We start from the raw sequence: 21,419 nt of genomic DNA, 5'->3' as shown, positions 1-21,419 counted from the left end.
GTCCTCACCGGGGGATGTGGGTCAGCTCGACGCGGACCGCGTTGCCCGGCCCGGAGATCAGCCCGGTCAGCAGCGTGTCCAGGGGTTCCTTCGCTCCGCACCCGGAGAACGCGGGCATGGTGAAGGTGCCGTAGAGCGGTTTGAGCAGGCGCGGCGGCACGAACGGCGGCGGTGACGGCCCGCTGGTCAGCTCGATCACCGCGGGAGTCACCGTGCGGCAGTTCGGGCCGACGTCCAGCGGCACGCCCGCGACCTTCACATCGCTCAGCCGGATGCTGACCTTGGAGGTCGTGGTCAGCACGCCGCGGACGATCTTGCCGACGGTCTTGCCGTCCTGGGTGAAGTCCACAGTGGACGTTGTCGGGGTGAAGCCGAACATGACGAAGTAGCCGGAGGAGGGCGGCAGGATCAGGTCCCCGGTGACGTCGCCGGTCTTGGCGTCGAGCAGGGTGCGCATCTCCCCCGGCCCCATCGCCAGGTCGGACTTGAGCTTCGCCACCGTGGACTTGCCGACGATCTTGAAGTCGATCGGGGTGAGCGCGTCCACCCCCGGCTCGCAGGGATCGGTGGGGCAGGCGGGCGCCACTGGGCGGGTGGCGCCGCCTGCCGAGGCCGACGCGGTCACCAGGACGGCGACCAGCGCGATCGCGAGGACCGCGAACCTCATCGCACGGCGCTGGCGATCGGGATCGTGCCCAGCGTGCGGTCCTGGGTCGCCGGGCTCGCCGTGCAGGGCAGCTCGAAGGTGCCGAGGTCGGTCTCGGAGCCGTCGGCCTTCCTCGGGGTCAGGGTGGCGTTGTAGGTGGGGGCGACGGAGATCTTCGCGGTGCCCGCGCTGGTCACGGTCGCGGGCGGCACGGCGCCGAGTGCGAGCACGGGCAGCGGTCCGGTCGGCGGGATCACCGCGCTCGGCACGGTCAGGGAGAGCGCGAGGTCCTGGGACTGCCCGGCGGCGTCGGTGACCACCGCGCCCGCCGTGGCGCTGCCCGCGACCGTGGCGGCTTCGAAGATCGCGAGCGCGGCCACCACGTCCTCCGGGACGGTGACGGTGACCTTGAGGTCGGTGGCCTGGATCGGCTGGCCGACCGATCCGGAGTCCGGCAGGGTGACATCGATCTTGGTGCTGACGTCGTAGGGGCCGATCAGCGGGAAGTCGCAGCTGTAGGTGAGCGTCGTGCTGACCGGGCCGGCGACCGCGACGCCACCGCCGATGCCGAGCAGGGCGGCACCGAACCCGGCGACGACGCCGAACGCCATCACTCGTCTGTTCACGGGAAAACTCCCAACGGCGAGAAGAACAGGGAATCTACTTGCCGGTAGGTTACCGGCAAATTACCGGCAAAGCATTATCAGAACAATGATAAAACACGCGGTACGAATTGCTCACCACACTGACAACAAGCCCCTGAGCTGCGATTTCATGGCGCCGCGACGGTGTCCACTACGACAGTCGGGGCACGGTGCACTGGTGCCGGAGTGGTCGCGTCGAGTACTCCGGCCGGAAAAACGAGCAATGACGTCACCGCGAACGCGCCCGCCAGAACCACCGCGAATCCGCGCCGCCGCACCGGCTCCGGCATTTCTTCGGGCTCGCTGGCGGGCGGGCGGACCGAGCACACCGGCAGCACAGGGGCGACCCCGAGCCTCCGCGCGGTCGCGTTCAGCCTGCGCGCGCACTCGGCGGCCGACGGCGGCTCATCGGCGATCATGGCCCTGATCGCGTCCGGCACCTTCGAGCCGACCGCTTTCCTCAGCACGAGCCCGAGCGCGCGAACGTCAGCACTGGTGTCCTCAGTGGAGCGCGCGCTGCCAAAACCCGCGAGGTACGGCTGCTCTTTGGGACCGAGCAGGATGTTCGTCGGCTCGATCTCGCCGTGCGCGAAACCGTTCGCGTGCACGTGCGCCAGCGTCTCCGCGATCAGGCCACCCATGCGGCAGACCCACCCCGGCGAGAGCGGACCGTTCCCCAGCTTCTCCGCGAGCGTGCGCCCTTCGATCAAGCGGAGTACCAGGTAATCCCGCCCGTGGTCCGTGCCTGCGTCGAACACCGTGGCGATGTTGGGGTGGCTCAACCGTGCGGACACCCCGCACTCGGCGTGGAACCGTCGTTTCGCGTCCCTGCGGAAGATCTTCACCGCGACCGGGCGATCGAGCATCGTGTCTGTCGCGCGAAAGACGTCCGCTCCGCCGCCGTGCCCGATCGGCGCTTCGAGCTGGTAACGGCCGTCGAGCAGAGTCGGGTCCGGCTTGGCGTGCTTGCCTGCCATGCGGACCTCCTTCGGCGCTCTTACGTGTTGCGTGCCCACCATGATGGGTCGTGAAACCGCTTCAAGCAGCTCCGACGCGGCGGGGTGTCCACCGAGTTAGTGACATGGCTGTCCGTTTTGGACTGTTGGGCATTTCGGGTCGGGTGCTTAGGTCGGGCGTTTAGGTCGGGGACGGCTGGGGTTCCGGCTTGCACCGGCTGGGCTTCCGGGTCGGGGACGGCTGGACTTCCGACTTGCACCGACAGGGCTTCCAGCCCGGGGACGGCTGGACTTCCGGCTTGCACCGGCTGGGGTTCCAGCCCGGGGACGGCTGAGGTTTCGGCTTGCACCGGCTGGGCTTCCAGCTGGGGGACGGCTGGACTTCCAGCTTGCACCGGCTGGGCTTCCAGCTGGGGAAAGGCTGGAGCTTTTAGCTCTTTCCAGCGGGGTACGGCTGCGCTTCCAGGTCGGGGACAGCTGGGGTTCCAGGTGGCACCGGATGCCAGGAGCGGTGGGGTGCGTGTGGGGCGTGGTGGTTCCAGCGCAGGGGTCGGCTTGACCTGGGGCCCCTTGCGCGTGCCGTAGTGGGCCGGACGGGCACGGGATGAATCCCGGCCACGCTGACAAGCGTATGGCACGCGCACCCCAGGTAAAGCCGACCCGGTTTCGCTGACGGCTGACAGTTCCGTTTTCTCTTGGCCTGCAACGGATTTGACGCTGTCGGAGGAGTTGCTAAAATTAGGGGTAGCCAGCACAGGGGAGGTGAATCATGTTGGATATCAAGGCAGTGAAGTCTCTTTTGGTAGATCATCTCGAATCACACGACGTCTACACGCTCTCCGAGAAAGAGCATCTCGCGTTCCTGGTCGACTTGGAGACCCTCACCAACCTGGTGACCGCAGCGAAGATCGACGCCGCCGAGTATGCGGAGGATCGTGGTCTGCACACCGCGCAAGGGTGCCGGAATTTGGCGACGCTGTTGCGGTCGCACTTGAAGATTTCTCCGGCGGAAGCGAAGCGACGCTCGCTGCTCGTAGAAGACCTGCCCGGCGTCCCTTCCACGAAGGACGCCCTGTACGCAGGCGAGATCAGCGGTGATCACGCGGCGGTCATCGCCGATGTCATCAAGAACATTCCCGCTGATGCGGCCGACGAAGCCGAAGACATCCTGTTGAGCTACGCACCCGAGCTGACCTCGCGCGAGTTGGCACAAGCAGGGAAGCGGGTTCGGTCGCACTTCGATCAGGCGGGTGCCTTCGCGGACGAGCAGAAAGCCGTGGAGGCGCGGTCGTTCCGGATGGGCAAGGATCAGCACGGGTCGTTGTTCTTCACCGGGTGTTTGCCGCCGATCGAGGGCGCGATCTTCGAAGAAGCCCTGCATGCGGTGTCGAAACCACGGCCGACCAACGGCGAGCAAGATCCTCGGACGGTGGAGCAGCGGTATGCCGACGGGTTGTGTGAGTTGGTCGCGGTTGCGATGGCCACCCATGATCTTCCGGCCAGTGGTGGTGTTCGGCCGCAGATGGTCGTCACGATGAGGTTGGATTATCTGGAGGAGAAGCTTCGGTCGGGGTACACCGACTGGGACGGCGAAGCCACCGCATCCCTGATCCGGCAACTCGCTTGCGACGCTGAACTGATCCCGGTGGTGTTGAACGGAGAGAGCGTCCCCCTGGACTACGGGCGCTCCGCTCGGACCGCGCCTGCTCCTCTGCGGAGGGCTCTAGCCGTGCGGGACAAGGGATGTGCGTTCCCGGGGTGTGATCGGCCGCCCGCGTGGACGGAAGCCCACCACGTGTTGCACTGGGTTGAGCATCGTGGGCCGACCGACTTGAACAACATGACGTTGTTGTGCTCGCACCACCATCACGTGATCCACCAAGAAGACTGGAAGATCGTCTTCGGGGAGGATGGGCGGCCGGACTTTATTCCGCCGACGTGGGTGGATGCGGAGCAGAAGCCGATGCGCAACATCAGAGTCGACCCACGGCTGACCGCATAACCGAGAGGGGAGGTGTATTCGACGTGCGCGCAGCAGGCTGCAAGGTAAGGGGCACAACGGAACGGAGGCTTTACCTGGGGTGCGCGTGCCATACGCTTCCCCGCGAGGGCCGGAATCCCTTCCGTGCCCGTAAGAGGCCCAAGGGCACGCGCGAGGGGCCCCAGGTCAAGCCGGACCCGCGCAGGAACCGGCGCACCCGGGATACTGGCGTGATGCGCACACCGAGCACCGAAGCGGAAGCCGTCGAGATCCAGCAGCGGCTGAGGCACCGCGTCGAACTGAGCGGGACGGACGTGAGCGCGGCGCGCACGGCGGTCGGGCTGGACGTGGACTACACGGGAGATCGGATCGTCGCGGCGGCGGTGGTGCTGGAGGTGGCGACGCTGGAGGTGATCCAGACGAGCGTGGCGGAAGGGGAGACGAGTTTCCCTTACATCCCGGGGCTTTTCGCCTTCCGCGAGGTGCCGACGTTGCTGGCGGCGCTGGACGGGCTCGACGAAGCACCCGGCGTGCTCGTCTGCGACGGGCAGGGGTTGGCGCACCCGCGCAGGTTCGGGTTGGCGTGCCACCTCGGGGTGATCACGGGATTGCCTGCGATCGGGGTGGCGAAGACGCCGTTGGGTCGCTTCGACATGCCGGGGCCGGAGCGGGGGGCGCGCACACCTCTGCTGCACGACGACGGGGGTGAGGTCGGCGCGGCGTTGCGGACGAGGGACGGTGTGAAGCCGGTGTTCGTCTCGGTTGGCCACCGCACCGACCTGGACAGCGCGTGCGCGTTGACGCTGAAGTTGACGCCGAAGTACCGGGTGCCGGAGACGACACGGTTGGCGGACCAGCTCTGCCGGCAGTCGCCGTGAACAGGAACCCGGCTTCTCGCGGAGAACACCACAGACGACGGAACCGGCGGGCTTCAGAGCCCTCTTCGACCGGCACGCGCCCGCGACAGTGGTGGACGAGGTCGAACAACGCTGAGCAGTGCTAGTGCGTGAGGTAGATGCCCCGGTAGTGCGGCAGCGAGGCCTTAGCGACGCGCTCGGCCGTCCAGCCCGCGAAGCGCGACGGGGCGAGGCGGGCGGGGTCGACGAGACCGCTGGACAGACCGAGGAGCTGTTCGGCGAGCAGCTTGCCGACCCCGCCCGCGTGCGTCACCCAGCTCGCCTCGGCCAGCCACAGGCCGCGCACCTCGGGAGCCGGACCGACCAGCGGCAGCTCGTCGGGCGTCAGCGCGAACACGCCGTTGATCCGCTTCTCCACGTCGGCGGTGCGCAGCGCGGGAACGAGCTTGCGGGCCTTGGTCAGCGCGGGCTCGAACACCTTGTCGCGGAAGCGCCGCGCGGCCGTGGCACCGAACGCGGCGGGCACCGGCTCGTGGTCGTAGGTGCCGAAGCCGTAGCGGGTGCCGTGCGTGCGGCAGTACACCGCGTGCTCGGGGTAACGCACGATCGGCATGGTGATCGGCTCAGCGGTGAGGTCCTCGCTGGGCACGGTGAAGGCGTAGGGGTGCTCGACGGGCAGCATCGGCACCTGCACTCCGACGGTCGAAGCGAGCGTCGGGCCCCACACGCCGACCGCGAGGACCACGGTGTCGGCACGGACGACGCCGCTGTCCAAGCGGACTCCGACGACGCGGCCGTTCTGCTCCTCCAGCTGGCGAACCGGGCTGTTCCACCGGAACTGAGCCCCCTGCTCGCGGGCGGAGGCGATCAGCGCGGCGGTCACGGCGACCGGGTCGACGGCGCCGTCGTCACGGATGAGCAGTGCTCCGTGAGCGGAGTCGGACACCAGGCCGGGGGCCAGCACGGCGGCCTCGGAAGTGGTGATCACCTGCGCGTCGAGGCCGAGCCGGGCGCCGTTGTCGACGTCGGCGGCGAAGCCGGACATGCCCGCCTCGGAGGTGGCGACCTCCAGGCAGCCCACCCGGTGGAAGTGGCCGGGCAGCCGCGAGTACAGCTCGACGCTGTCGATCGCCAGGCGGGCCAGGTCGCGGTCGGAGCTGAGCTGGCCGACCAGCCCGGGGGCCAATCCGGTCGAGCCGGGCAGCGTGCCCTCCGAACGGGCGTCGATCACCAGGACGTCGGTGAAGCCGCGCTCGGTGAGGTGGTGCGCCACGCTCGCGCCGACGACCCCGGCGCCCACCACGACAACGCGCCGACCAGCCACAGGACCTCCAGGAGTGACACCAGACCGAGCCGGTGCCACACCTTAGGGCAAGGGCGCGCTCACGCGGCGTGGCGCCGCTTGGTCCTGCTCCTGCCCTTGCGGGCCAGCACCACCGCCCGGCGCTCGTCCTCATCCTGCCCGCCCCACACCCCGTACGGTTCCTCGACCGCCAGTGCGTGCTCCAGGCAGCGCTGCACCACCGGGCAGGCCGCGCACACCTTCTTCGCCTCGTCGTCGCGACGCCGCCGCGCCATGCCGCGTTCGTTGTCGGGGTGGAAGAAGGCAGAACTCTCCTTGCCCCTGCAGGCCCCGAACCGCTGCCAGTCCCACTCCTCCACCACAGGGGTGGGCAGCCTGCTGATCTCCGCCATCTCCGTACTCCTCCCAGTGCCGCACTGACCCCCGTGTACCCACCGCGCCCGCGCGCAATCCCCCTCCACTGTGGACAGTGGGATAGGGACGCGGGGGCACGGGTAGCCGAAGGGCATGACAGCTGCCGCACACCGGGTCGTGATCGTCGGAGCGGGCTTCGGAGGGCTGGCCGCCGCGCGAGCGCTCAAGGACGCTCCCGTCGAGGTCACCGTCGTGGACAGGATGAACCACCACCTCTTCCAGCCGCTGCTCTACCAGGTGGCGACCGCGCTGCTGCCCCCTGGCGACATCGCGCCCGCCATCCGCGACGTGCTGCACGGGCAGCGCAACGCGAAGGTGCTGCTCGGTGAGGTGGTCGGTTTCGACACCACGGGCAAGCACGTCGAGGTCGTCCTCTCGGACGGCGCGAGCCGCGAGCTCAGCTACGACACGCTCGTCGTGGCGGCGGGGGCGACCGACAGCTACTTCGGCCATGACGAGTGGCGCGAGGTGGCGAGGCCGATGAAGACGCTCGCCGACGCGATCGACCTGCGCTCGCGCCTGCTGTCCGCCTTCGAGAACGCGGCCGCCGCGGAGAGCGCCGAGGAGTGCGACCGGTGGATGACCATCGCCATCGTCGGCGCGGGCCCGACCGGCGTGGAGCTGGCCGGACAGGTCGCGGCGATGGCCAGGCGCACGCTGCGCAAGCAGTTCCGGGGGCTGCTCGACCCGACGCGGGTGCGCGTGGTCCTGATGGACGCGGTGGACTCCGTGCTGCCGCCGTTCTCACCGAAGCTGCGCGAGCACACCAAGCGGACGCTGGAGAAGCTCGGCGTCGAAGTGCTGCTGGGCAAGAAGGTGACCGACGTGGACGGCGACGGCGTCGTCTACGAGCCCGGCGAGCAGCGGTTGCCCGCGCGCACGGTGATCTGGTCGGCCGGGGTGAAGGCTTCGCCGCTGGCCGAAGAGCTGGCGAAGGCGACCGGGGCGGAGTCCGACCGCAAGGGCCGTGTCCTGGTGCGGCCGGACTGCGCGATCCCCGAGCACCCCGAGGTCTTCGCGATCGGTGACATGATCAGCCTCGACGAGATCCCCGGGGTCGCCGCGCCCGCCATCCAGGAGGGCCGGTACGTGGCGAAGGTGATCAGCGCGCGCCTGGCCGGGAACCCGGCGCCGGAACCGTTCCGCTACAACGACCGCGGCACCATGGCGACCGTCTCCCCCGGTGATGCCGTCGCGGACGTGCGCGGGCTGAAGCTGACCGGGCTCATCGGCAAGCTCGCGTGGGTAGCGGTGCACTTGGCGTTCCTGGTGGGCTGGCGCAACCGGGCCGCTGTGCTGTTCAAGTGGGCGTGGTTGGTGACGACCGGCCGGCGCTCGCAACGGATCATCCTGGAGCCCGCGCACGCGCAGAAGATCACCCGAACCCACCGGAGTTGAGCCACGGCGGCACCGGCACGGCGCGGTCCTCGCAGACGTCCATGAGCTGGGCGGTCCACAGCACCGTGTGCGCGAGGACGTGCTTGCCGGTGGCCGGGTCCTCGTCGAGGAAGGCGAGCCGGATCTGCTCGCTGGCTGCCTCCGGGTCGCCGTAGGCGTGTGCGAGCACCGTGCGCAGCGCTGCTCGCAGTGGTGGGGTCACGTCGTCGATCGACACGTTCTCGCCGTCGGCGGCCAGCACCTCGACGAAGCCGGAGTCCAGCCCGGCCTCCTCCGTGCTGTCCGCGAGCCCGCACAACATGTCCGCGTCGGCGGCGGCGAGCATGCCCGCCGCCGCGCGAACCCAGCCGGTTCCGTGCTCCACCAAGACGTCGAGCTGCTCCGAGGTGCCCTCGACCGCGCCCCTGCGGAGCAGGCCGATCGCGCTGACCACCACGGGAAGCGGTCCGGGGTCATCCGGGTGAAGATCCATCGTCGGCCTCCTTCTGCGCGCGCGTGTCCTTCCTGGCTACCCCGAGCCACCCCCGCCGAACACGCCGAACCGCGTAAGCCCTGAACGACCCGCGTGGACCGCAGGGTTGGGTTTCCGGCGGGCGGGGTACCGAAGGCGCGTGCGCGACGGACCTCGGCTCGCCTCCCTGGGGGAGATGGGACGGCTGATCGACGCCGAAGACTGGTCGGGGACACCGCTCGGCGCGGTGGAGCACTGGTCTCCGGAACTGGTCGGCGCGATCAACACCTGCCTGCCGTCGCGCGTGCCGATGCTGCTGTGGTGGGGCCCGGAGCTGCTGCAGATCTACAACGACGCCTACGTGCCCGCGCTCGGCGACAAGCACCCGCGCTCCCTCGGCCAGCCCGCCGCGGAGTGCTGGGCGGAGGCGTGGAGCGATCTCGGACCGCTGGCGGACGCTGTGCTCGACGGCGAAGGCGCCACGTACGCCGAGAACCAACCGCTGCTGCTCAACCGGCACGGCTACGTCGAAGAGACCTACTGGACCTTCTCCTTCGGCCCGGTGCTGGACACGGCGGGCGAGGTGCTCGGCATCTTCGTGGCCACCACTGACACCACGCCGCAGGTGCTCGGCGAGCGCAGGATGCGGGCGCTGCGCGAGCTGGCTGAGATCAGGGGCACCGCACACGACCTGGACGGGGCCTGCGAAGAGGTCATGCGGGTGCTCGGCAGGTTCACGAAGGACATCCCGCACGCGAAGATCCACTTGGGCGCGACGCCGGTGGAGCACGCGGAGAACGTGATCGTGCGCCCCCTGATCGCGGGGCGGCCCGCGCCGATCGGAACGCTGGCGCTCGGGGTCAGCCCGCGCCGCGCGCTGGACATCGACTACCGGCTGTTCTTCGATCTGGTCGCTGGACAGATCGGCCAGGTGCTCGCGCACGTGCTGGACTACCAGGCAGAACGCGAGCGCGCGGAGAAGCTGGCTCAGCTCAACCGGGCCAAGAGCGAGTTCTTCAGCAACGTCAGCCACGAGTTCCGCACACCGTTGACGCTGATCGCCGGGCCCGCCGAGGACGCGCTGGCCGATGACGCGGAGCCGTTGGCGCGCGGGCAGCGGGAACGCTTGGAGATCATCCGGCGCAACGCGGGGCGGCTCGGCAGGCTCGTGGACGACCTGCTGGACTTCTCCCGGATCGAGGCGGGGCGGCTGCGGGCCGAGCTCGTCGACACCGATCTCGCGGCGCTGACCAGGGAGATCGCCGAGTCCTTCGCGCCGGCCGTGCGCAGGGCCGGGCTGGAGTTCAGAGTGAGCGCGCCCCCACTGCCGCGGCCGGTCCCGCTCGATGCGGACATGTGGGAGAAGGTGGTGCTGAACCTGCTGTCCAACGCGGTGAAGTACACCCTGTCCGGGCACGTCGAGCTGGAACTGCTGGCCGCCGGTGACCACGCGCGGCTGACCGTCTCCGACACCGGGATCGGTGTCCCCGAGGACCAGATCCCCCTTCTGTTCCAACGATTCCACCGCGTCCAGGGCCGTGGCGGCCGTTCGCACGAGGGCGCCGGGATCGGCTTGGCGCTGGTGCACGAGCTGGTCGGCCTGCACGGCGGCAGCGTCGGGGCGGCCTCGGAGGAGGGGGTCGGCAGCGCGTTCACCGTGCTGCTGCCGTTCTCCGAGAGCACCACCGCGCCGAGCAGGAGCGGCCTCGCGAGGACCAACGTCTACCTGGACGAGGCGTTGCAGTGGAGCGAGCCGGACCCGGAAACCCTGCCCGAGGGCGACTCGGCGGTCGTGCTGGTGGTGGAGGACAACGCGGACATGCGCGGGTTCCTGCTGCGCCTGTTGGAGCCGCACTGGCGCGTGCTGCTGGCCGCTGACGGCTCCAACGGCTTGGCGCTGGCTCGCGAGCACCGGCCCGATCTGGTGCTCAGCGACGTGATGATGCCGGGGATGGACGGCTTCGAGATGGTGCGCGAACTGCGTGCCGACCCGGCGACCGCGCCGATCCCCGTGCTGTTCCTGTCCGCGCGCTCCGGCGAGGCGAGCACCGTGGAGGGGCTTGCCGCGGGCGCCGACGACTACCTGCCGAAGCCGTTCTCCAGCAACGAACTCGTGGCGCGGGTGCGCGCCAACATGGAGCTGACGCGGCTGCGCGGACAGGAGTCGCGGTTCCGGCACGCGCTGGTGGAATCCCTCCAGGAGGGCTTCCTGGTCGCCGACGACCGGGGAACCGCGCTGGAGATCAACGCGGCGTTCACCGAGATCACCGGCCACCCCGCGAGCGAACTGCCGACGCCGTGGCCGCAGCCGTGGTTCTTCGACGCCGAGGAACGGCCGGAAGAGCACCGCGTGCAGATGGAGGCCTTCGGGCGCTTCATGTCCGAGGGCGGCGGTCAGTTCCGGGTTCCCCTGCGGCACAGCAAGGGCCACCGGATCTGGGTGGCGGTGAACGCGACGACCATTCCGGGCGGGACCGGCGAACGGCTCTTCGTGTGCACGCTGCGCGACATCACCGAGGAAAAGCTGGCGGCGGAGCGCGACACCACGATCGCCGAGTTCGCGTCGGTGCTGGCCGCCGCCACCGACATCGGCGAGGTGCTGGGCGAGGGCGTCACGGCACTGCGCGCGGCACTGGCCGTCCCGGAGGCCTCGGCGGCGATCTTCTCCGTTGACGGCACCCCGGACCTGGTGGTGGGCGAGCTGGGTCCGGCCGCGCTGGAGGCGCTCACGGCGGCCAGGTCGCGCCCGGTGTCGACGGTGCTCGTCGCGCTCGGCGAGAACCCCGGCGTCGCGGCCCCGCTCGGTGGCGGCGACGCGGCTGTGTGGCTCGGCCTCGGGACGCGGCGGGTGTTCTCCGCAGGCGAGGAGGCGTTGTTCGGCCTGCTCTCCAGCCACCTCGCGCAGGCGCTGCACCGCGCGCGCGACTACGACCGGGCCCGGGAGGTCGCGTTGACCCTCCAGCACGCGATCCTCGGGCCCACCGACCTGCCTCCCGGCTTCGCCGTGCGCTACGAGCCCGCGGTGCAGCCGTTGGAGGTCGGCGGCGACTGGTACGACGTGGTCCAGCTCGCGGACGGGCGGATCGGCGTCGTGGTGGGCGACTGCGTCGGGCGCGGCTTGGAAGCGGCTGCGGTGATGGGTCAGCTGCGCAGCTCAGCGCGGGCGTTGTTGTTGCGCGCCAACGGTCCCGCGCAGGCGTTGGAGGACCTGGACACCTTCGCGGCGCAGATCCCCGGAGCGCTGTGCACCACGATGTTCTGCGCGCTGATCGACCCGGTCGACGGCTCGCTGCGCTACAGCAACGCCGGTCACCCGCCACCGATCCTCGCCCAGCTCGACGGCACGCACGAGCTGCTCTCCGACCACTCGCTGCCGCTCGCGGTGCTGCCGGGACGCTCGCGGCAGGAGACGAAGGTCCAGCTGCGCGCGGGTTCCACGCTGCTGCTCTACACCGACGGACTGATCGAGCGCCGCAACGTGCCGGTGTTGGAAGGCATCGACGCCGCGCAGAGGGTCGTGCTGGGCTCATCGACGCTGCGGCCGAGCGAGCTGGCGGACCGGCTGCTCGTCGAACTGCTGCCCCCGGGCGGCCACGACGACGACGTCGCGGTGCTGGTCTACCGCCATCCCCCGCCGCCGCTGGAACTCGACCTGCCCGCGCGGGCGGACCAGCTCGCGGTGATGCGCACCGAGCTGCGTGAATGGCTGGCGCGGGCGGACGTGGTGGCTGAGGCGACGGAGCCCATCGTGGTCGCGGCCTGCGAAGCCGCCACCAACGCGATGGAACACGGCTACGAGGCCGATCCGGACGGGCGTGTGCGGGTGTCGGTGCGGCTGGACGGCTCGCGCGTGGAGGTCGTCGTCGCCGACGAGGGTCGCTGGCTGTCCCCCAACCCCGCGCCGAGCGACCGGGGCCGGGGGGTGCGGATGATGCGCGCTCTGATGGACGATGTCGTGATCGACAGCGGGGACGGCGGCACCACCGTCCGGATGTGGAGGAGGCGCTCGACATGACCGCGAAGTTCACCGGCCGTGACGAGGACGGGGTCCTCACCGTGACAGTGGTCGGCGAGGTCGACTTCGCCAACGCGGGTGAGCTGGAGGCCGAGTTCGGAGCGGCGGGGGCCCGCGTCGTCGTCGACCTGCACCGCGCGACCTACCTGGACAGCGCGGGGCTGCGGGTGCTCTTCGCCCAGGCGCGGGACCGGCGGCTGGAGTTGGTGCTCCAGAAGGGCAACGCGGTGGAGCAGGTCGTTACGCTGTCCGGCCTCACCGGCGTTGCGGCGACACGTTACGGCTAGTGATCAGTGACGGAGCCGCGACACTTTCGCAGCCTTGCTCCGACATCCTCGTCTTCTGGTGACGGGCCGTCCCGGCAGGGACACGCCGCCGCAGAGGGAGGCACGATGACGATCTCATCCGATCGCCCCGGTTCCGCTCCACCGGTCCCCTACCTCGACACCCTGGTCGCCGCCGTCTACACGACGCTGAACGCCCTCGCCGACCGCTCCGTGCTCAGCGATCCCGAAGTCGTCTCCCTGCGCCAGCAGCTGCGCTTCGGCATCACCTGGTGGCGCTCGATCCTGGACGAGCACCGGCCAGTCGACCACCCCAGTCGCGGCTACACCTGCCCGTCGTGCCGGACCACCGTGCTGCGCCGCCACGTCGCGTGGCCGTGCGGGGCGTGGGACAAGACCTCGATCCACCTCGCCGCGCTGACCTCGCTGGAATCGCGCCTCGCGCCACCGCGAGAACAGGTGCGGACCAGAGGACTGCGCGTCTCCGTCCCGTTGAGCGCCTACAGCTACCAACCGCGCCACCTGCTCGCCGGGTGACGGCGGCGTTTGTGGTGGTGGGCCCCGGGTAGCCGGAGCGCATGACGCAAGAGATCCGCGCGACCGTGCAGCCCGTCGCGGCGTGGGTCGGCGGGGTCTTCCTCGCGCTGGGCATCCTCGGGTTCGTCCCGGGTGCGACCACCGGCTACGAGCGGTTGCGGATGGCCGGGCAGGACTCCGCGGCGATGTTGTTCGGCGTCTTCGCCGTGTCCTTGCTGCTCAACGTCGTGCACTTGGCCTTCGGCGTCGGCGGCCTGGTGTTCGGCAAGGAACCGGCCTCCGCGCGGCTCTACCTGATCGGTGGCGGCGCGCTGTGCCTGGGGCTGTGGGGCTACGGCCTGCTCACCGAGGACGCGAGCCCGGCCAACGCGGTGCCGCTCAACGCCGCCGACGACTGGCTGCACTTCGGGCTCGGCGTCGCGATGGTGCTGCTCGGCCTGGTGACGGCGCGCTCCCGCTAGAAACGCGAAACGGTTCGGCCCGCCCTGATCCGGGCGAATGGGGAACTGCCGCCTTCTTCGGCAGCGCGTCGAGCACGCGCACGCCGATAAGGTGGCCGACCGTATCCGGACCGCGACAATCGGCCTATCCGCCCGGCGATCCTGCCTGGTGAGGTGATCATGCGCCCGGTACTGGACTATCTCCGCGCCGGGGTGAGACGGGACACCCGCGCGAGACCAATCCGCGCGCTCGCCCGCCGAGGTGCCGAGCGAAAACCGGCGGAGGCCGGAAGACTTTCTTTACCGAAAGTGCTCCGGCGTCCGCCGGGGGTCGAAAGAGCTCACGCCGCGGCGGGGTTCGCCGTCTCGTAGGCCTCGATCACCGTGCTCGGGATGCGGCCCCGGTCGGAGACCTCGTGCCCGTTGGCCTTGGCCCACTCGCGAATGGCCCTGGTCTCGTCCTTGCTGCGGCCCGAAGCGGGCGCGCCGAGGCGGGTGCCGCGCTTGGCCCGGCCACCGAGCCTGCGGCCGCTGGCCACGAACGGTTCGAGGACGGCGCGCAGTTTCGCCGAGTTCTCCTCATTGAGGTCGATCTCATAGGTCAGACCGTCGAGGCCGAACTCGATACGCGAGATGTCCTCGCTGCTCGTGCCGTCCAGATCATCGATCAACTGCACAACAGTGCGCTGCGCCATGCGACATCACCCAAGGAGAGAAGTTGTCTGAATATCGTGTACGAAACAACCCTAGCAAAAAAGAACAACTCACTCCAACCCTTGACCCAGCCGGAGGATGTCATCCGCATCGAATTCGCCTTCCAGCCGGAATGCTTCGGCAAAGGCCGACGGGCCGAGCGCGGCGCGGATGCGGTGCGAGATCCGCTCGAAGTCAGCGCTTTCTGCTGGTGGCAACGGCGCACCGGCGGATTCGCGCAACGCGTGCGCCGCTCCCAGCATCCGGGCCGCCTGTGAAAAATTCCTGGAAAGGCTGTGCGCGCCCGCGAGCCCTTCGAGGGCGAGCGCGAGCGCCCTGGGGTCTCCTGTCGAGCGCGCGGCGGTGTGGCCGTCGAGGTGCCGGGCGAGCTGCGACAGCACCTGTCCGGCCTTGAGCTGGCTCGGGGTGGGGTGTCTTCAAGACCAGCGAACCCCTCTGTTGATCATCGTTAACCGCCCCAAACCCCCGCTGCTCTGCCGCGAAGGCCGACGACGCGGGCTCGCCGTCGCGATCCTCTCCCCCGAGTCCGGAGCTGAACAGACGGCTGGGCGGGGTACGGGCGCCAGCCCACACCCCGCCCTCGCGGTCATCCTTACAGCGCAACCGGTTGGCGTCCGCCGTAAGGGTCCTTCAGCCAAGCCTCGCCGTGATCGATGCGCAGGCCCCGGATCGAGACCATGCGATCGGCGAAGCGCTCCAGGTCGCCCCTGAAACGCGCGGCGAGCTCTCTCGGTGTACCCAGTTCGCTGTCCTCGTCAACCCAGATCCGCCACGTCAGGCGGGTCCTGTCGCCGGGAAGCGCTCGCCAGAGCACGACCACCTCGTACCTTGGACCGTCCACTGTGGACCACGAGATGCCTCGGTCGCTCGTCTTCACGCGCACGGGGATCTCGTGATCGTCCAGCCGCCACGTGGTCAGCTCATCGGCCTCGCGCCGCACGGAACGCACTCCGAGCATGAACTCCGGGAAGGACTCCACGCGTCGCCAGTGCGACCGCACGACCTCGACCGGGGCGATGACCTTGGTGCGACCGCAGATCTCGGTCACAGCCGCGAATCCCCGGGCTTGACCTCACCTCGCCACGCGCCGGTCTCCGCGCCGCGCTGCTCGATGAACTCCTTGAAGCGCTTGAGATCTCCGCGCACCCTGCTCTGCACGATGCCGAGCTTGTCGCCGACGTTCTCCACGAAGCCCTCGGGCTCGTACTCGATCCGCAGCGACACCTTGGTGTGCGTCGCGTCCTGCGGGGTGAAGGACACCGTGCCCTTGTGCTTCGGCCCGGAGAGCACACTCCACGACACCCTTTCGTCGGGCACCTGGTGCAGGATCTCCGCGTCGAACTCGCGGTCCACCCCCGCGATGGAGGCGTGCCAGTGGGTCAGCGTGTTCGTCCGCTGTTCAACCCGCTCGACGCCATCCATGAACTTCGGGAACGACTCGAACTGGGTCCACTGGTCGTACGCGGTGCGCACCGGCACGTGGACTTCGACCTGTTCCTCGATCACGCTCATGTGGTCTCCCGTCATATCGCGGATTTCGCTCTCCTGAAGGCGATACCCGCGCATCGAGGACGGAAACACCGTGGGCTCAGGGATCAACATCGCGCTGGCCAACGCGCTGAACGCCGTCACCAGACACGCGGTCACCATCGCCGCGCGCAGCGAGAACCCCTGGGCGAGTGCCGGACCGGCCAGCGCGCCGAGCAGCGCCGCCAGCGCCTCGGCGGACAGGAAGACCGCGCTGATCCGGCCAAGAACCTCGTTCGGCACAGCGCGTTGCAAGGCCACCTGCGGTGTCACGACGGTCATCGAACCGAAGACGCCGACGGCCACGGCGGCGGGCAGAGCGACGGTCATCGTCATCGAGTCGAACAGGACGAAGAACGCGATCGCGGTGGCGAACTGGCTCGCCGCGAAGAGGCGGCCGGGTGGGAAACGGTCGACGCAGTGCCGAATGACCACCGCGCCGAGCAGGAACCCCACTCCCAGAGCCGAGCTGACGAAGCCGATCTGCTCACTACCACCGAGCTGCCGCACGCCGAAGGGCACCAGCAGTGCGCTCAGCGAGGCGTTGGCCGCGAGGAAGATCGCGGTGAAGGGCAGCAGAGCCAACGCGATCGGCACTCCACGCAGCACGCGCAGGCCACCGGCGATCTCCGCGAGAACGGCTCTGCGCTCGCCGGGTGGATGCGGACGGGGTGCGGTCGCCGCGATCGCGGCCGCCGAGACCAGGTAGCTCGCGCAGTCGAGCAGGACGAGGAACTCGAAGCCCGCCAACGTGAGCAGGGCGGCTCCGGCGGGTGGGCCGACGAGCCGGACGATCCCGTCGGTGACCGCGTTCAGCGACTGGGCGCCGCTCAGCGCGGAACCGGTACCGACGACCGCCGGAGTGTGCGCCTGCGCCGCGGGCCGGAACACGGTGGCGGCGGCGCTCTCCGCGAGGAGCGCGAGGTAGACCAGCCACAGCGAGCTCTCCTCGGTGGCGAACACCATCAGCGTGATCACCGCCGCACGGACCAGGTCGGCGCAGATCATGACTCGTCGCCGGTCCCACCGGTCGGCCAGCGCGCCCGCCACCGGGCCCAGCACCAGGGGCGGCAGGAACTCCGCGACCAGCGTGAACCCGGTCGCCACCAACGACCCGGTGATGTGGAAGACGTGCGCCGGGATGGCGATCACCAGCAGCCACGACCCGAGCGCCGCCACCAGCCGTGCGCCCCAGAGCAGCCGGAAATCCCGGATCCGCACCGCTTCCAGCACTGCCCCACCCCCGTCGAATAATCCTGTGAGAAGATACGTCGACCGACGAGTGTTCTGTCAAGATAGGAGCTCCGGTGCGGGACGAGCAGATCGGAACCCAACTGCGCGCGCTGCGCACGGCGAGCGGACGCACCGTGGCCTCGGTCGCGGCCGACGCCGGACTGTCGGTGCCCTACATCGCCAATCTGGAGAACGGCCGGGGAAACCCGACCCTGCGAGCGTTGAGCAGCCTGGCTTCGGCGCTCGGCACCGAACTGCGGATCGAGCTGGGCTCGCCACAGGGGACACCGGCCGCGCCCGTGCCCAAAGAACTGACACGCCTGAGCCGGAGCCGTCGATTCCGGGCCACCGTTGCGACAGCTGCCGAAGGACTCGGGCGGGACCCGCAGGAGTTCGCCGCGCGACTGCTCAGCGCGGCGAGCCTGCTCGCCCCCGTGCTGGGCAGGGACCTCGCCGAACCGGACTGGTGGCGACTGCTCGACGCGATCCTGCTGATCTCGACGCACCCGGGGTGACTCACTCGGCCCGTGTGCGTCGGCGACGGGAACACCGGGTAACCGACGGTCGTGCAGACACCCAGTACCGACACCGTCCGGCGTTACCGCAGGGCCTGCGACTACCTCGCGGCGGCGATGATCTACCTGCGCGGCAACGTGCTGCTGCGCGAGCCGCTGCGGCCCGAACACCTCAAACCCCGGCTGCTGGGCCACTGGGGAACGTGCCCAGGGATCACGTTCGTCTACAGTGGACTCAACGGTCTGGTCCGGCGTACCGGGCAGCGGACGTTGCTGGTCACCGGCCCGGGCCACGGAGCGCCAGCCGTGCACGCGAACCTCTGGCTGGAGGGCACGCACTCGGTTGTCGACCCCGATCTGACGCTCGCCGAGCTGATCAAGGGATTCTCGTGGCCGGGCGGGTTCCCCAGCCACCTCTCCCCCGAAGTCCCCGGCGTGGTGCACGAGGGCGGCGAGCTGGGCTACGCGCTGGCCACCGCGTTCGGCGCGGCGCTGGACGATCCGGACCTCCTGGTGGCCTGCATCGTCGGTGATGGCGAAGCCGAGACCGGCCCCACTGCGGGGTCCTGGCACGCCACGAAGTTCCTCGATCCGGGTACCTGCGGCTCGGTCCTGCCCGTGCTTCACCTCAACGGATCCAAGATCTCCTCGCCGACGATATACGCGTGCATGTCCGACGAGGAGCTGACGGACTACTTCCGGGGCGCGGGCTGGACGCCCCGGATCGTCGACGTGCGGCGGACCGACGACCCCGACCGGCTGCTGGCCGAGACGCTGGACAAGGCGCACGCGGAACTCGCGCAGCGGCCGATGATCCTGTTGCGCAGCCCCAAGGGATGGGGCCTGCCGGAGGACGCGGGCGGCGGGACCTTCCACGCCCACCAGGTGCCGCTGAGCGCGGAGCAGCTGCCCGAGATCGAGGCGTGGCTGCGGTCCTACCGCCCGGAGGAACTCTTCGACGAGGACGGCGTGCCCGCCGACGACCTGCTGGAAGTCCTTCCGCCGCAGGAGCTCCGGCTCGGCCGGGTGCCGCAGGCCAACGGCGGGCGGCTGCGGCGCGAGCTGCCGTTGCCCGAGCTGGCGGAGTTCGCTGTCGACGTGGACGAGCCGGGCTCGGTCACCGCGAGCGCGACCGGCACCACCGGCGAGTGGCTCGCGGAGTTGATGCGCGCCACCGAGCAGCGGCGGGACTTCCGGATCATGTGCCCGGACGAGCTGGCGTCCAACAAGCTCGACGCGGTGCTGGCGGCGACCGGGCGCGCGTTCACGTGGCCGCTCACCGAGCACTCCGAGCACATGTCCCGCGACGGGCGGGTGATGGAGGTGTTGTCGGAGCACCTGTGCCAGGGCTGGCTCCAGGGCTACCTGCTCACCGGGCGGCACGGCCTGTTCCCGTGCTACGAGGCGTTCGCCTCCATTGTGGACAGCATGGTCAACCAGTACGCGAAGTTCCTCAAGATGGCGGGCGAGGTCTCGTGGCGCGCCCCGGTCGCGAGCCTGAACTACCTGTTGACCAGCGAGGGTTGGCGCCAGGAGCACAACGGCTACAGCCACCAAGGGCCGGGTTTCCTGAACAACCTGCTGACGAAGAAGGCCTCGGTGACCCGCGTCTACCTGCCGCCGGACGCGAACACGCTGCTCGTGACGATGCGGCACTGCCTCGCCACCACGGACCGCATCAACCTGGTGGTGGCGGGCAAGAACTCGGCGCCGCAGTGGCTGGATCTGGCCGAGGCCGAACGCCACTGCCGAGCAGGCGCGGGCGTCTGGGAGTGGGCCAGCCACGAGGACCCCGAAGTGGTGCTCGCCTGCGCCGGAGGCGTTCCGACCGTGGAAACCCTTGCCGCGGCGTGGTTGTTGCGCAGCCAGGCGCCCGGCATGCGGGTGCGCGTGGTCAACGTGGTGGATCTGCTCGCACTGTCCACTCCGGACAGACACCCGCACGGGATGAGCGCGGAGGACTTCACCGCGTGCTTCGGCGAGGACGTGCCGGTGGTCTTCGCCTTCCACGGCTACCCCTCGGCGGTGCACGAGGTGCTGCACGGCAGGCCTGACCCGAGCCGCTTCCACGTGCACGGCTACTTGGAGGAGGGCACCACCACGACGCCCTTCGACCTGTTGGTGAGCAACAAGATGAGCCGTTACGACCTGGCCGCCGACGCGGTGCGGCGCACACGGGGCGACGACGGTGTCGCGCAGGAACTGCTCAGCCGACGCGACGCGCTCAAGGAGTACGCCTATCGCGAAGGCGAGGACTCCCCGGAGATCACGGAGTGGGAGTGGTCGGCGTGAGCCGCGTCCTGACGATCAACCCGGGATCGTCCAGCTTGCAGGCGCACGTGATCACCGACGATCGTGTGATCGACTCCATGCACGTGGAGCAGCGCCCCGAGTCCGATGACGCCGTACGCGAGCTGGAAGAGCTTATGTCCCGCAACGAGGACATCGATGCGGTCGGCCACCGGATCGTGCACGGCGGCCCCGAGGTCACCGCGCCGCTGATCGCTTCCGACGCCGCGATCGACTCGGTTCGGGAGTTCGCCTCGCTCGCACCGCTGCACGTGCCCGCGAGCCTGGCCCTGCTCGACAAGCTCAGAGCACGCCTCGCGGTGCCGCACGTGCTGTGCCCGGACACGGCGTTCCACAGTGGACTGCCCGAGGTGGCGGCCACCTACGCGCTGCCGAAGGAGTGGCGCGAGCGCTACGGGTTGCGGCGCTACGGTTTTCACGGCCTCTCCTACGGATGGGCCGTCAGCAAGGCGGCCGACGAGCTGGAGCGGCCCGTTGACGAGCTGAGCCTGCTGCTCGCCCACCTCGGCGGCGGGAGTTCGGTGTGCGCGTTCCGCGAGGGCCGCAGCGTCGACACGTCGATGGGCTTCACGCCGCTGGAGGGCCTGCCCATGGCCAAGCGCAGCGGCAGCGTGGACCCCGGCATGCTGCTGTGGTTGTTGCGGGAGAACAAGCTCAGCCTCGACGAGCTGGCCGACGGGCTGCACACCGGCTCCGGCCTGCTCGGCCTCGGTGGCTCCCCCGACACCCGCGACCTCGTGCGGGCGGCGGCCGGGGGCGACGTGGACGCCGACCTCGCGCTGCGCGTCTTCGCCCATCGGACGAGCCGTGAGCTGGCCGCCGCCGCGACGAGCCTGGACCGCGTCGACGCGCTGGTCTTCACCGGAGAGATCGGTTGGGACCAGCCAGAAGTGCGCGAGGCCGTGCTAGCGCGGCTCGGCGTGCTCAGCGTAACGATGCGCGTGCTCGTGGTGGAGCCCAGGGAGGAGTTGCAGCTCCACCGCGAGACCGTCGCCGCACTCACCGAGTGACCCAGATCACGCAACCGATGCGGCCCCTCCGGGGTGACTTTTCGTCTCGCACCGCCACGTTCGCATGTCTTCAAGACCACCGAACCCCCCTGTCGATCATCGCCAACCGCAGCAAACCCGGGACCCCTGAGAGGGTTTGCTGTCGTTGCGGACTGCTGGGACGGGGGTTTGCGGGTCTTGAAGA

General features: G+C 69.7%; 20 protein-coding genes and 1 pseudogene. 10 read left to right on the top strand and 11 right to left on the bottom strand.

Going from position 1 to position 21,419, the window contains the following annotated elements:
- Window positions 1-4: 4 nt before the first annotated feature.
- The 3 genes from ABD798_RS01615 to ABD798_RS01605 all read right to left on the bottom strand — a co-directional run bounded on the left by ABD798_RS01615 (window position 5) and on the right by ABD798_RS01605 (window position 2,267).
- On the bottom strand, window positions 5-667 hold the full coding sequence (locus ABD798_RS01615; protein WP_344870629.1) for a hypothetical protein: 663 nt from the start codon (window positions 665-667) through the stop codon (window positions 5-7).
- The gene (locus ABD798_RS01610; RefSeq protein ID WP_344870628.1) at window positions 664-1,272 is read right to left on the bottom strand and encodes a DUF6801 domain-containing protein; all 609 of its coding nucleotides are present in this window, start codon (window positions 1,270-1,272) and stop codon (window positions 664-666) included. The genes ABD798_RS01615 and ABD798_RS01610 overlap by 4 nt, the downstream gene beginning before the upstream one ends.
- 146 nt (window positions 1,273-1,418) lie before the next feature.
- Window positions 1,419-2,267: a serine/threonine-protein kinase gene (locus ABD798_RS01605; RefSeq protein ID WP_344870627.1), complete on the bottom strand. Its 849-nt coding sequence runs from the start codon at window positions 2,265-2,267 to the stop codon at window positions 1,419-1,421.
- 748 nt (window positions 2,268-3,015) lie between these two features.
- Here ABD798_RS01605 and ABD798_RS01600 point away from each other — a divergent pair.
- Both ABD798_RS01600 and ABD798_RS01595 read left to right on the top strand, forming a co-directional pair.
- A complete protein-coding gene (locus ABD798_RS01600) occupies window positions 3,016-4,248 on the top strand; it encodes an HNH endonuclease signature motif containing protein (protein ID WP_344870626.1) in 1,233 nt (410 codons plus the stop codon).
- Window positions 4,249-4,460: 212 nt separating this feature from the next.
- Window positions 4,461-5,105: an endonuclease V gene (locus tag ABD798_RS01595; protein WP_344870625.1), complete on the top strand. Its 645-nt coding sequence runs from the start codon at window positions 4,461-4,463 to the stop codon at window positions 5,103-5,105.
- Between the two features lie 121 nt (window positions 5,106-5,226).
- Here the strand turns inward: ABD798_RS01595 and ABD798_RS01590 are convergent, their stop codons facing one another.
- Both ABD798_RS01590 and ABD798_RS01585 read right to left on the bottom strand, forming a co-directional pair.
- Window positions 5,227-6,408: an NAD(P)/FAD-dependent oxidoreductase gene (locus ABD798_RS01590; RefSeq protein WP_344870624.1), complete on the bottom strand. Its 1,182-nt coding sequence runs from the start codon at window positions 6,406-6,408 to the stop codon at window positions 5,227-5,229.
- Between the two features lie 59 nt (window positions 6,409-6,467).
- Window positions 6,468-6,779, bottom strand: a complete 312-nt coding sequence (locus tag ABD798_RS01585; RefSeq protein ID WP_344870623.1) for a WhiB family transcriptional regulator — start codon at window positions 6,777-6,779, stop codon at window positions 6,468-6,470.
- A 115-nt stretch (window positions 6,780-6,894) separates the two neighbouring features.
- Here ABD798_RS01585 and ABD798_RS01580 point away from each other — a divergent pair, with 115 nt between their 5' ends.
- Window positions 6,895-8,199, top strand: coding sequence for an NAD(P)/FAD-dependent oxidoreductase (locus tag ABD798_RS01580; protein WP_344870622.1), 1,305 nt, complete (start codon window positions 6,895-6,897; stop codon window positions 8,197-8,199).
- On the opposite strand, the gene ABD798_RS01575 is transcribed toward ABD798_RS01580, so the two are convergent.
- Complete coding sequence (locus tag ABD798_RS01575) at window positions 8,177-8,671, bottom strand: hypothetical protein (protein ID WP_344870621.1); 495 nt, start codon at window positions 8,669-8,671, stop codon at window positions 8,177-8,179. The two genes, ABD798_RS01580 and ABD798_RS01575, sit on opposite strands and share 23 nt — an antisense overlap.
- A gap of 139 nt (window positions 8,672-8,810) precedes the next feature.
- Between ABD798_RS01575 and ABD798_RS01570 the strand changes: the two genes are divergently transcribed.
- From ABD798_RS01570 to ABD798_RS01555, 4 genes are all read left to right on the top strand, one after another.
- Complete coding sequence (locus tag ABD798_RS01570; RefSeq protein WP_344870620.1) at window positions 8,811-12,665, top strand: SpoIIE family protein phosphatase; 3,855 nt, start codon at window positions 8,811-8,813, stop codon at window positions 12,663-12,665.
- Window positions 12,644-12,952 (top strand): STAS domain-containing protein, encoded by a 309-nt coding sequence (locus tag ABD798_RS01565; protein ID WP_344870619.1) that lies wholly within the window; start codon window positions 12,644-12,646, stop codon window positions 12,950-12,952. The genes ABD798_RS01570 and ABD798_RS01565 overlap by 22 nt, the downstream gene beginning before the upstream one ends.
- A gap of 105 nt (window positions 12,953-13,057) precedes the next feature.
- Complete coding sequence (locus tag ABD798_RS01560) at window positions 13,058-13,486, top strand: hypothetical protein (RefSeq protein WP_344870618.1); 429 nt, start codon at window positions 13,058-13,060, stop codon at window positions 13,484-13,486.
- A gap of 41 nt (window positions 13,487-13,527) precedes the next feature.
- Window positions 13,528-13,947 carry a DUF4383 domain-containing protein gene (locus ABD798_RS01555; protein WP_344870617.1) on the top strand — a complete coding sequence of 140 codons (420 nt, stop codon included), beginning with the start codon at window positions 13,528-13,530 and terminating at the stop codon, window positions 13,945-13,947.
- A 320-nt stretch (window positions 13,948-14,267) separates the two neighbouring features.
- Here the strand turns inward: ABD798_RS01555 and ABD798_RS01550 are convergent, their stop codons facing one another.
- From ABD798_RS01550 to ABD798_RS01530, 5 genes and pseudogenes are all read right to left on the bottom strand, one after another.
- On the bottom strand, window positions 14,268-14,621 hold the full coding sequence (locus ABD798_RS01550; RefSeq protein ID WP_344870616.1) for a histone-like nucleoid-structuring protein Lsr2: 354 nt from the start codon (window positions 14,619-14,621) through the stop codon (window positions 14,268-14,270).
- A 69-nt stretch (window positions 14,622-14,690) separates the two neighbouring features.
- Window positions 14,691-15,020: a hypothetical protein gene (locus ABD798_RS01545; protein WP_344870615.1), complete on the bottom strand. Its 330-nt coding sequence runs from the start codon at window positions 15,018-15,020 to the stop codon at window positions 14,691-14,693.
- A gap of 212 nt (window positions 15,021-15,232) precedes the next feature.
- Complete coding sequence (locus ABD798_RS01540; protein WP_344870614.1) at window positions 15,233-15,688, bottom strand: SRPBCC family protein; 456 nt, start codon at window positions 15,686-15,688, stop codon at window positions 15,233-15,235.
- On the bottom strand, window positions 15,685-16,152 hold the full coding sequence (locus tag ABD798_RS01535; protein ID WP_344870712.1) for an SRPBCC family protein: 468 nt from the start codon (window positions 16,150-16,152) through the stop codon (window positions 15,685-15,687). The genes ABD798_RS01540 and ABD798_RS01535 overlap by 4 nt, the downstream gene beginning before the upstream one ends.
- Window positions 16,153-16,224: 72 nt before the next feature.
- Window positions 16,225-17,388, bottom strand: a pseudogene (locus tag ABD798_RS01530) (MFS transporter); the annotation flags it as partial.
- Between the two features lie 86 nt (window positions 17,389-17,474).
- Between ABD798_RS01530 and ABD798_RS01525 the strand changes: the two are divergent.
- Genes ABD798_RS01525 through ABD798_RS01515 form a run of 3 tightly spaced genes read left to right on the top strand, consistent with a single transcriptional unit; the run spans window position 17,475 to window position 21,235 of the window.
- Window positions 17,475-17,915 carry a helix-turn-helix domain-containing protein gene (locus ABD798_RS01525; protein ID WP_344870613.1) on the top strand — a complete coding sequence of 147 codons (441 nt, stop codon included), beginning with the start codon at window positions 17,475-17,477 and terminating at the stop codon, window positions 17,913-17,915.
- 51 nt (window positions 17,916-17,966) lie between these two features.
- Window positions 17,967-20,207: a phosphoketolase family protein gene (locus tag ABD798_RS01520; protein WP_344870612.1), complete on the top strand. Its 2,241-nt coding sequence runs from the start codon at window positions 17,967-17,969 to the stop codon at window positions 20,205-20,207.
- Window positions 20,204-21,235: an acetate/propionate family kinase gene (locus tag ABD798_RS01515; protein ID WP_344870611.1), complete on the top strand. Its 1,032-nt coding sequence runs from the start codon at window positions 20,204-20,206 to the stop codon at window positions 21,233-21,235. The genes ABD798_RS01520 and ABD798_RS01515 overlap by 4 nt, the downstream gene beginning before the upstream one ends.
- The last annotated feature ends 184 nt before the right edge of the window (window positions 21,236-21,419 follow it).

Source organism: Allokutzneria multivorans, from assembly GCF_039537405.1.
GTDB lineage: Bacteria > Actinomycetota > Actinomycetes > Mycobacteriales > Pseudonocardiaceae > Allokutzneria > Allokutzneria multivorans.
Note: the sequence above shows the minus strand (reverse complement) of the source record. Positions and strands in the feature narration are given on the sequence as shown.

Excerpts from the sequence above, each read along its gene's own strand:
- ABD798_RS01615 (WP_344870629.1), bottom strand. The coding sequence starts at position 667 with ATGAGGTTCGCGGTCCTCGCGATCGCGCTGGTCGCCGTCCTGGTGACC.
- ABD798_RS01605 (WP_344870627.1), bottom strand. The coding sequence starts at position 2,267 with ATGGCAGGCAAGCACGCCAAGCCGGACCCGACTCTGCTCGACGGCCGT.
- ABD798_RS01600 (WP_344870626.1), top strand. The coding sequence starts at position 3,016 with ATGTTGGATATCAAGGCAGTGAAGTCTCTTTTGGTAGATCATCTCGAA.
- ABD798_RS01595 (WP_344870625.1), top strand. The coding sequence starts at position 4,461 with ATGCGCACACCGAGCACCGAAGCGGAAGCCGTCGAGATCCAGCAGCGG.
- ABD798_RS01585 (WP_344870623.1), bottom strand. The coding sequence starts at position 6,779 with ATGGCGGAGATCAGCAGGCTGCCCACCCCTGTGGTGGAGGAGTGGGAC.
- ABD798_RS01580 (WP_344870622.1), top strand. The coding sequence starts at position 6,895 with ATGACAGCTGCCGCACACCGGGTCGTGATCGTCGGAGCGGGCTTCGGA.
- ABD798_RS01575 (WP_344870621.1), bottom strand. The coding sequence starts at position 8,671 with ATGGATCTTCACCCGGATGACCCCGGACCGCTTCCCGTGGTGGTCAGC.
- ABD798_RS01560 (WP_344870618.1), top strand. The coding sequence starts at position 13,058 with ATGACGATCTCATCCGATCGCCCCGGTTCCGCTCCACCGGTCCCCTAC.
- ABD798_RS01555 (WP_344870617.1), top strand. The coding sequence starts at position 13,528 with ATGACGCAAGAGATCCGCGCGACCGTGCAGCCCGTCGCGGCGTGGGTC.
- ABD798_RS01550 (WP_344870616.1), bottom strand. The coding sequence starts at position 14,621 with ATGGCGCAGCGCACTGTTGTGCAGTTGATCGATGATCTGGACGGCACG.
- ABD798_RS01535 (WP_344870712.1), bottom strand. The coding sequence starts at position 16,152 with ATGAGCGTGATCGAGGAACAGGTCGAAGTCCACGTGCCGGTGCGCACC.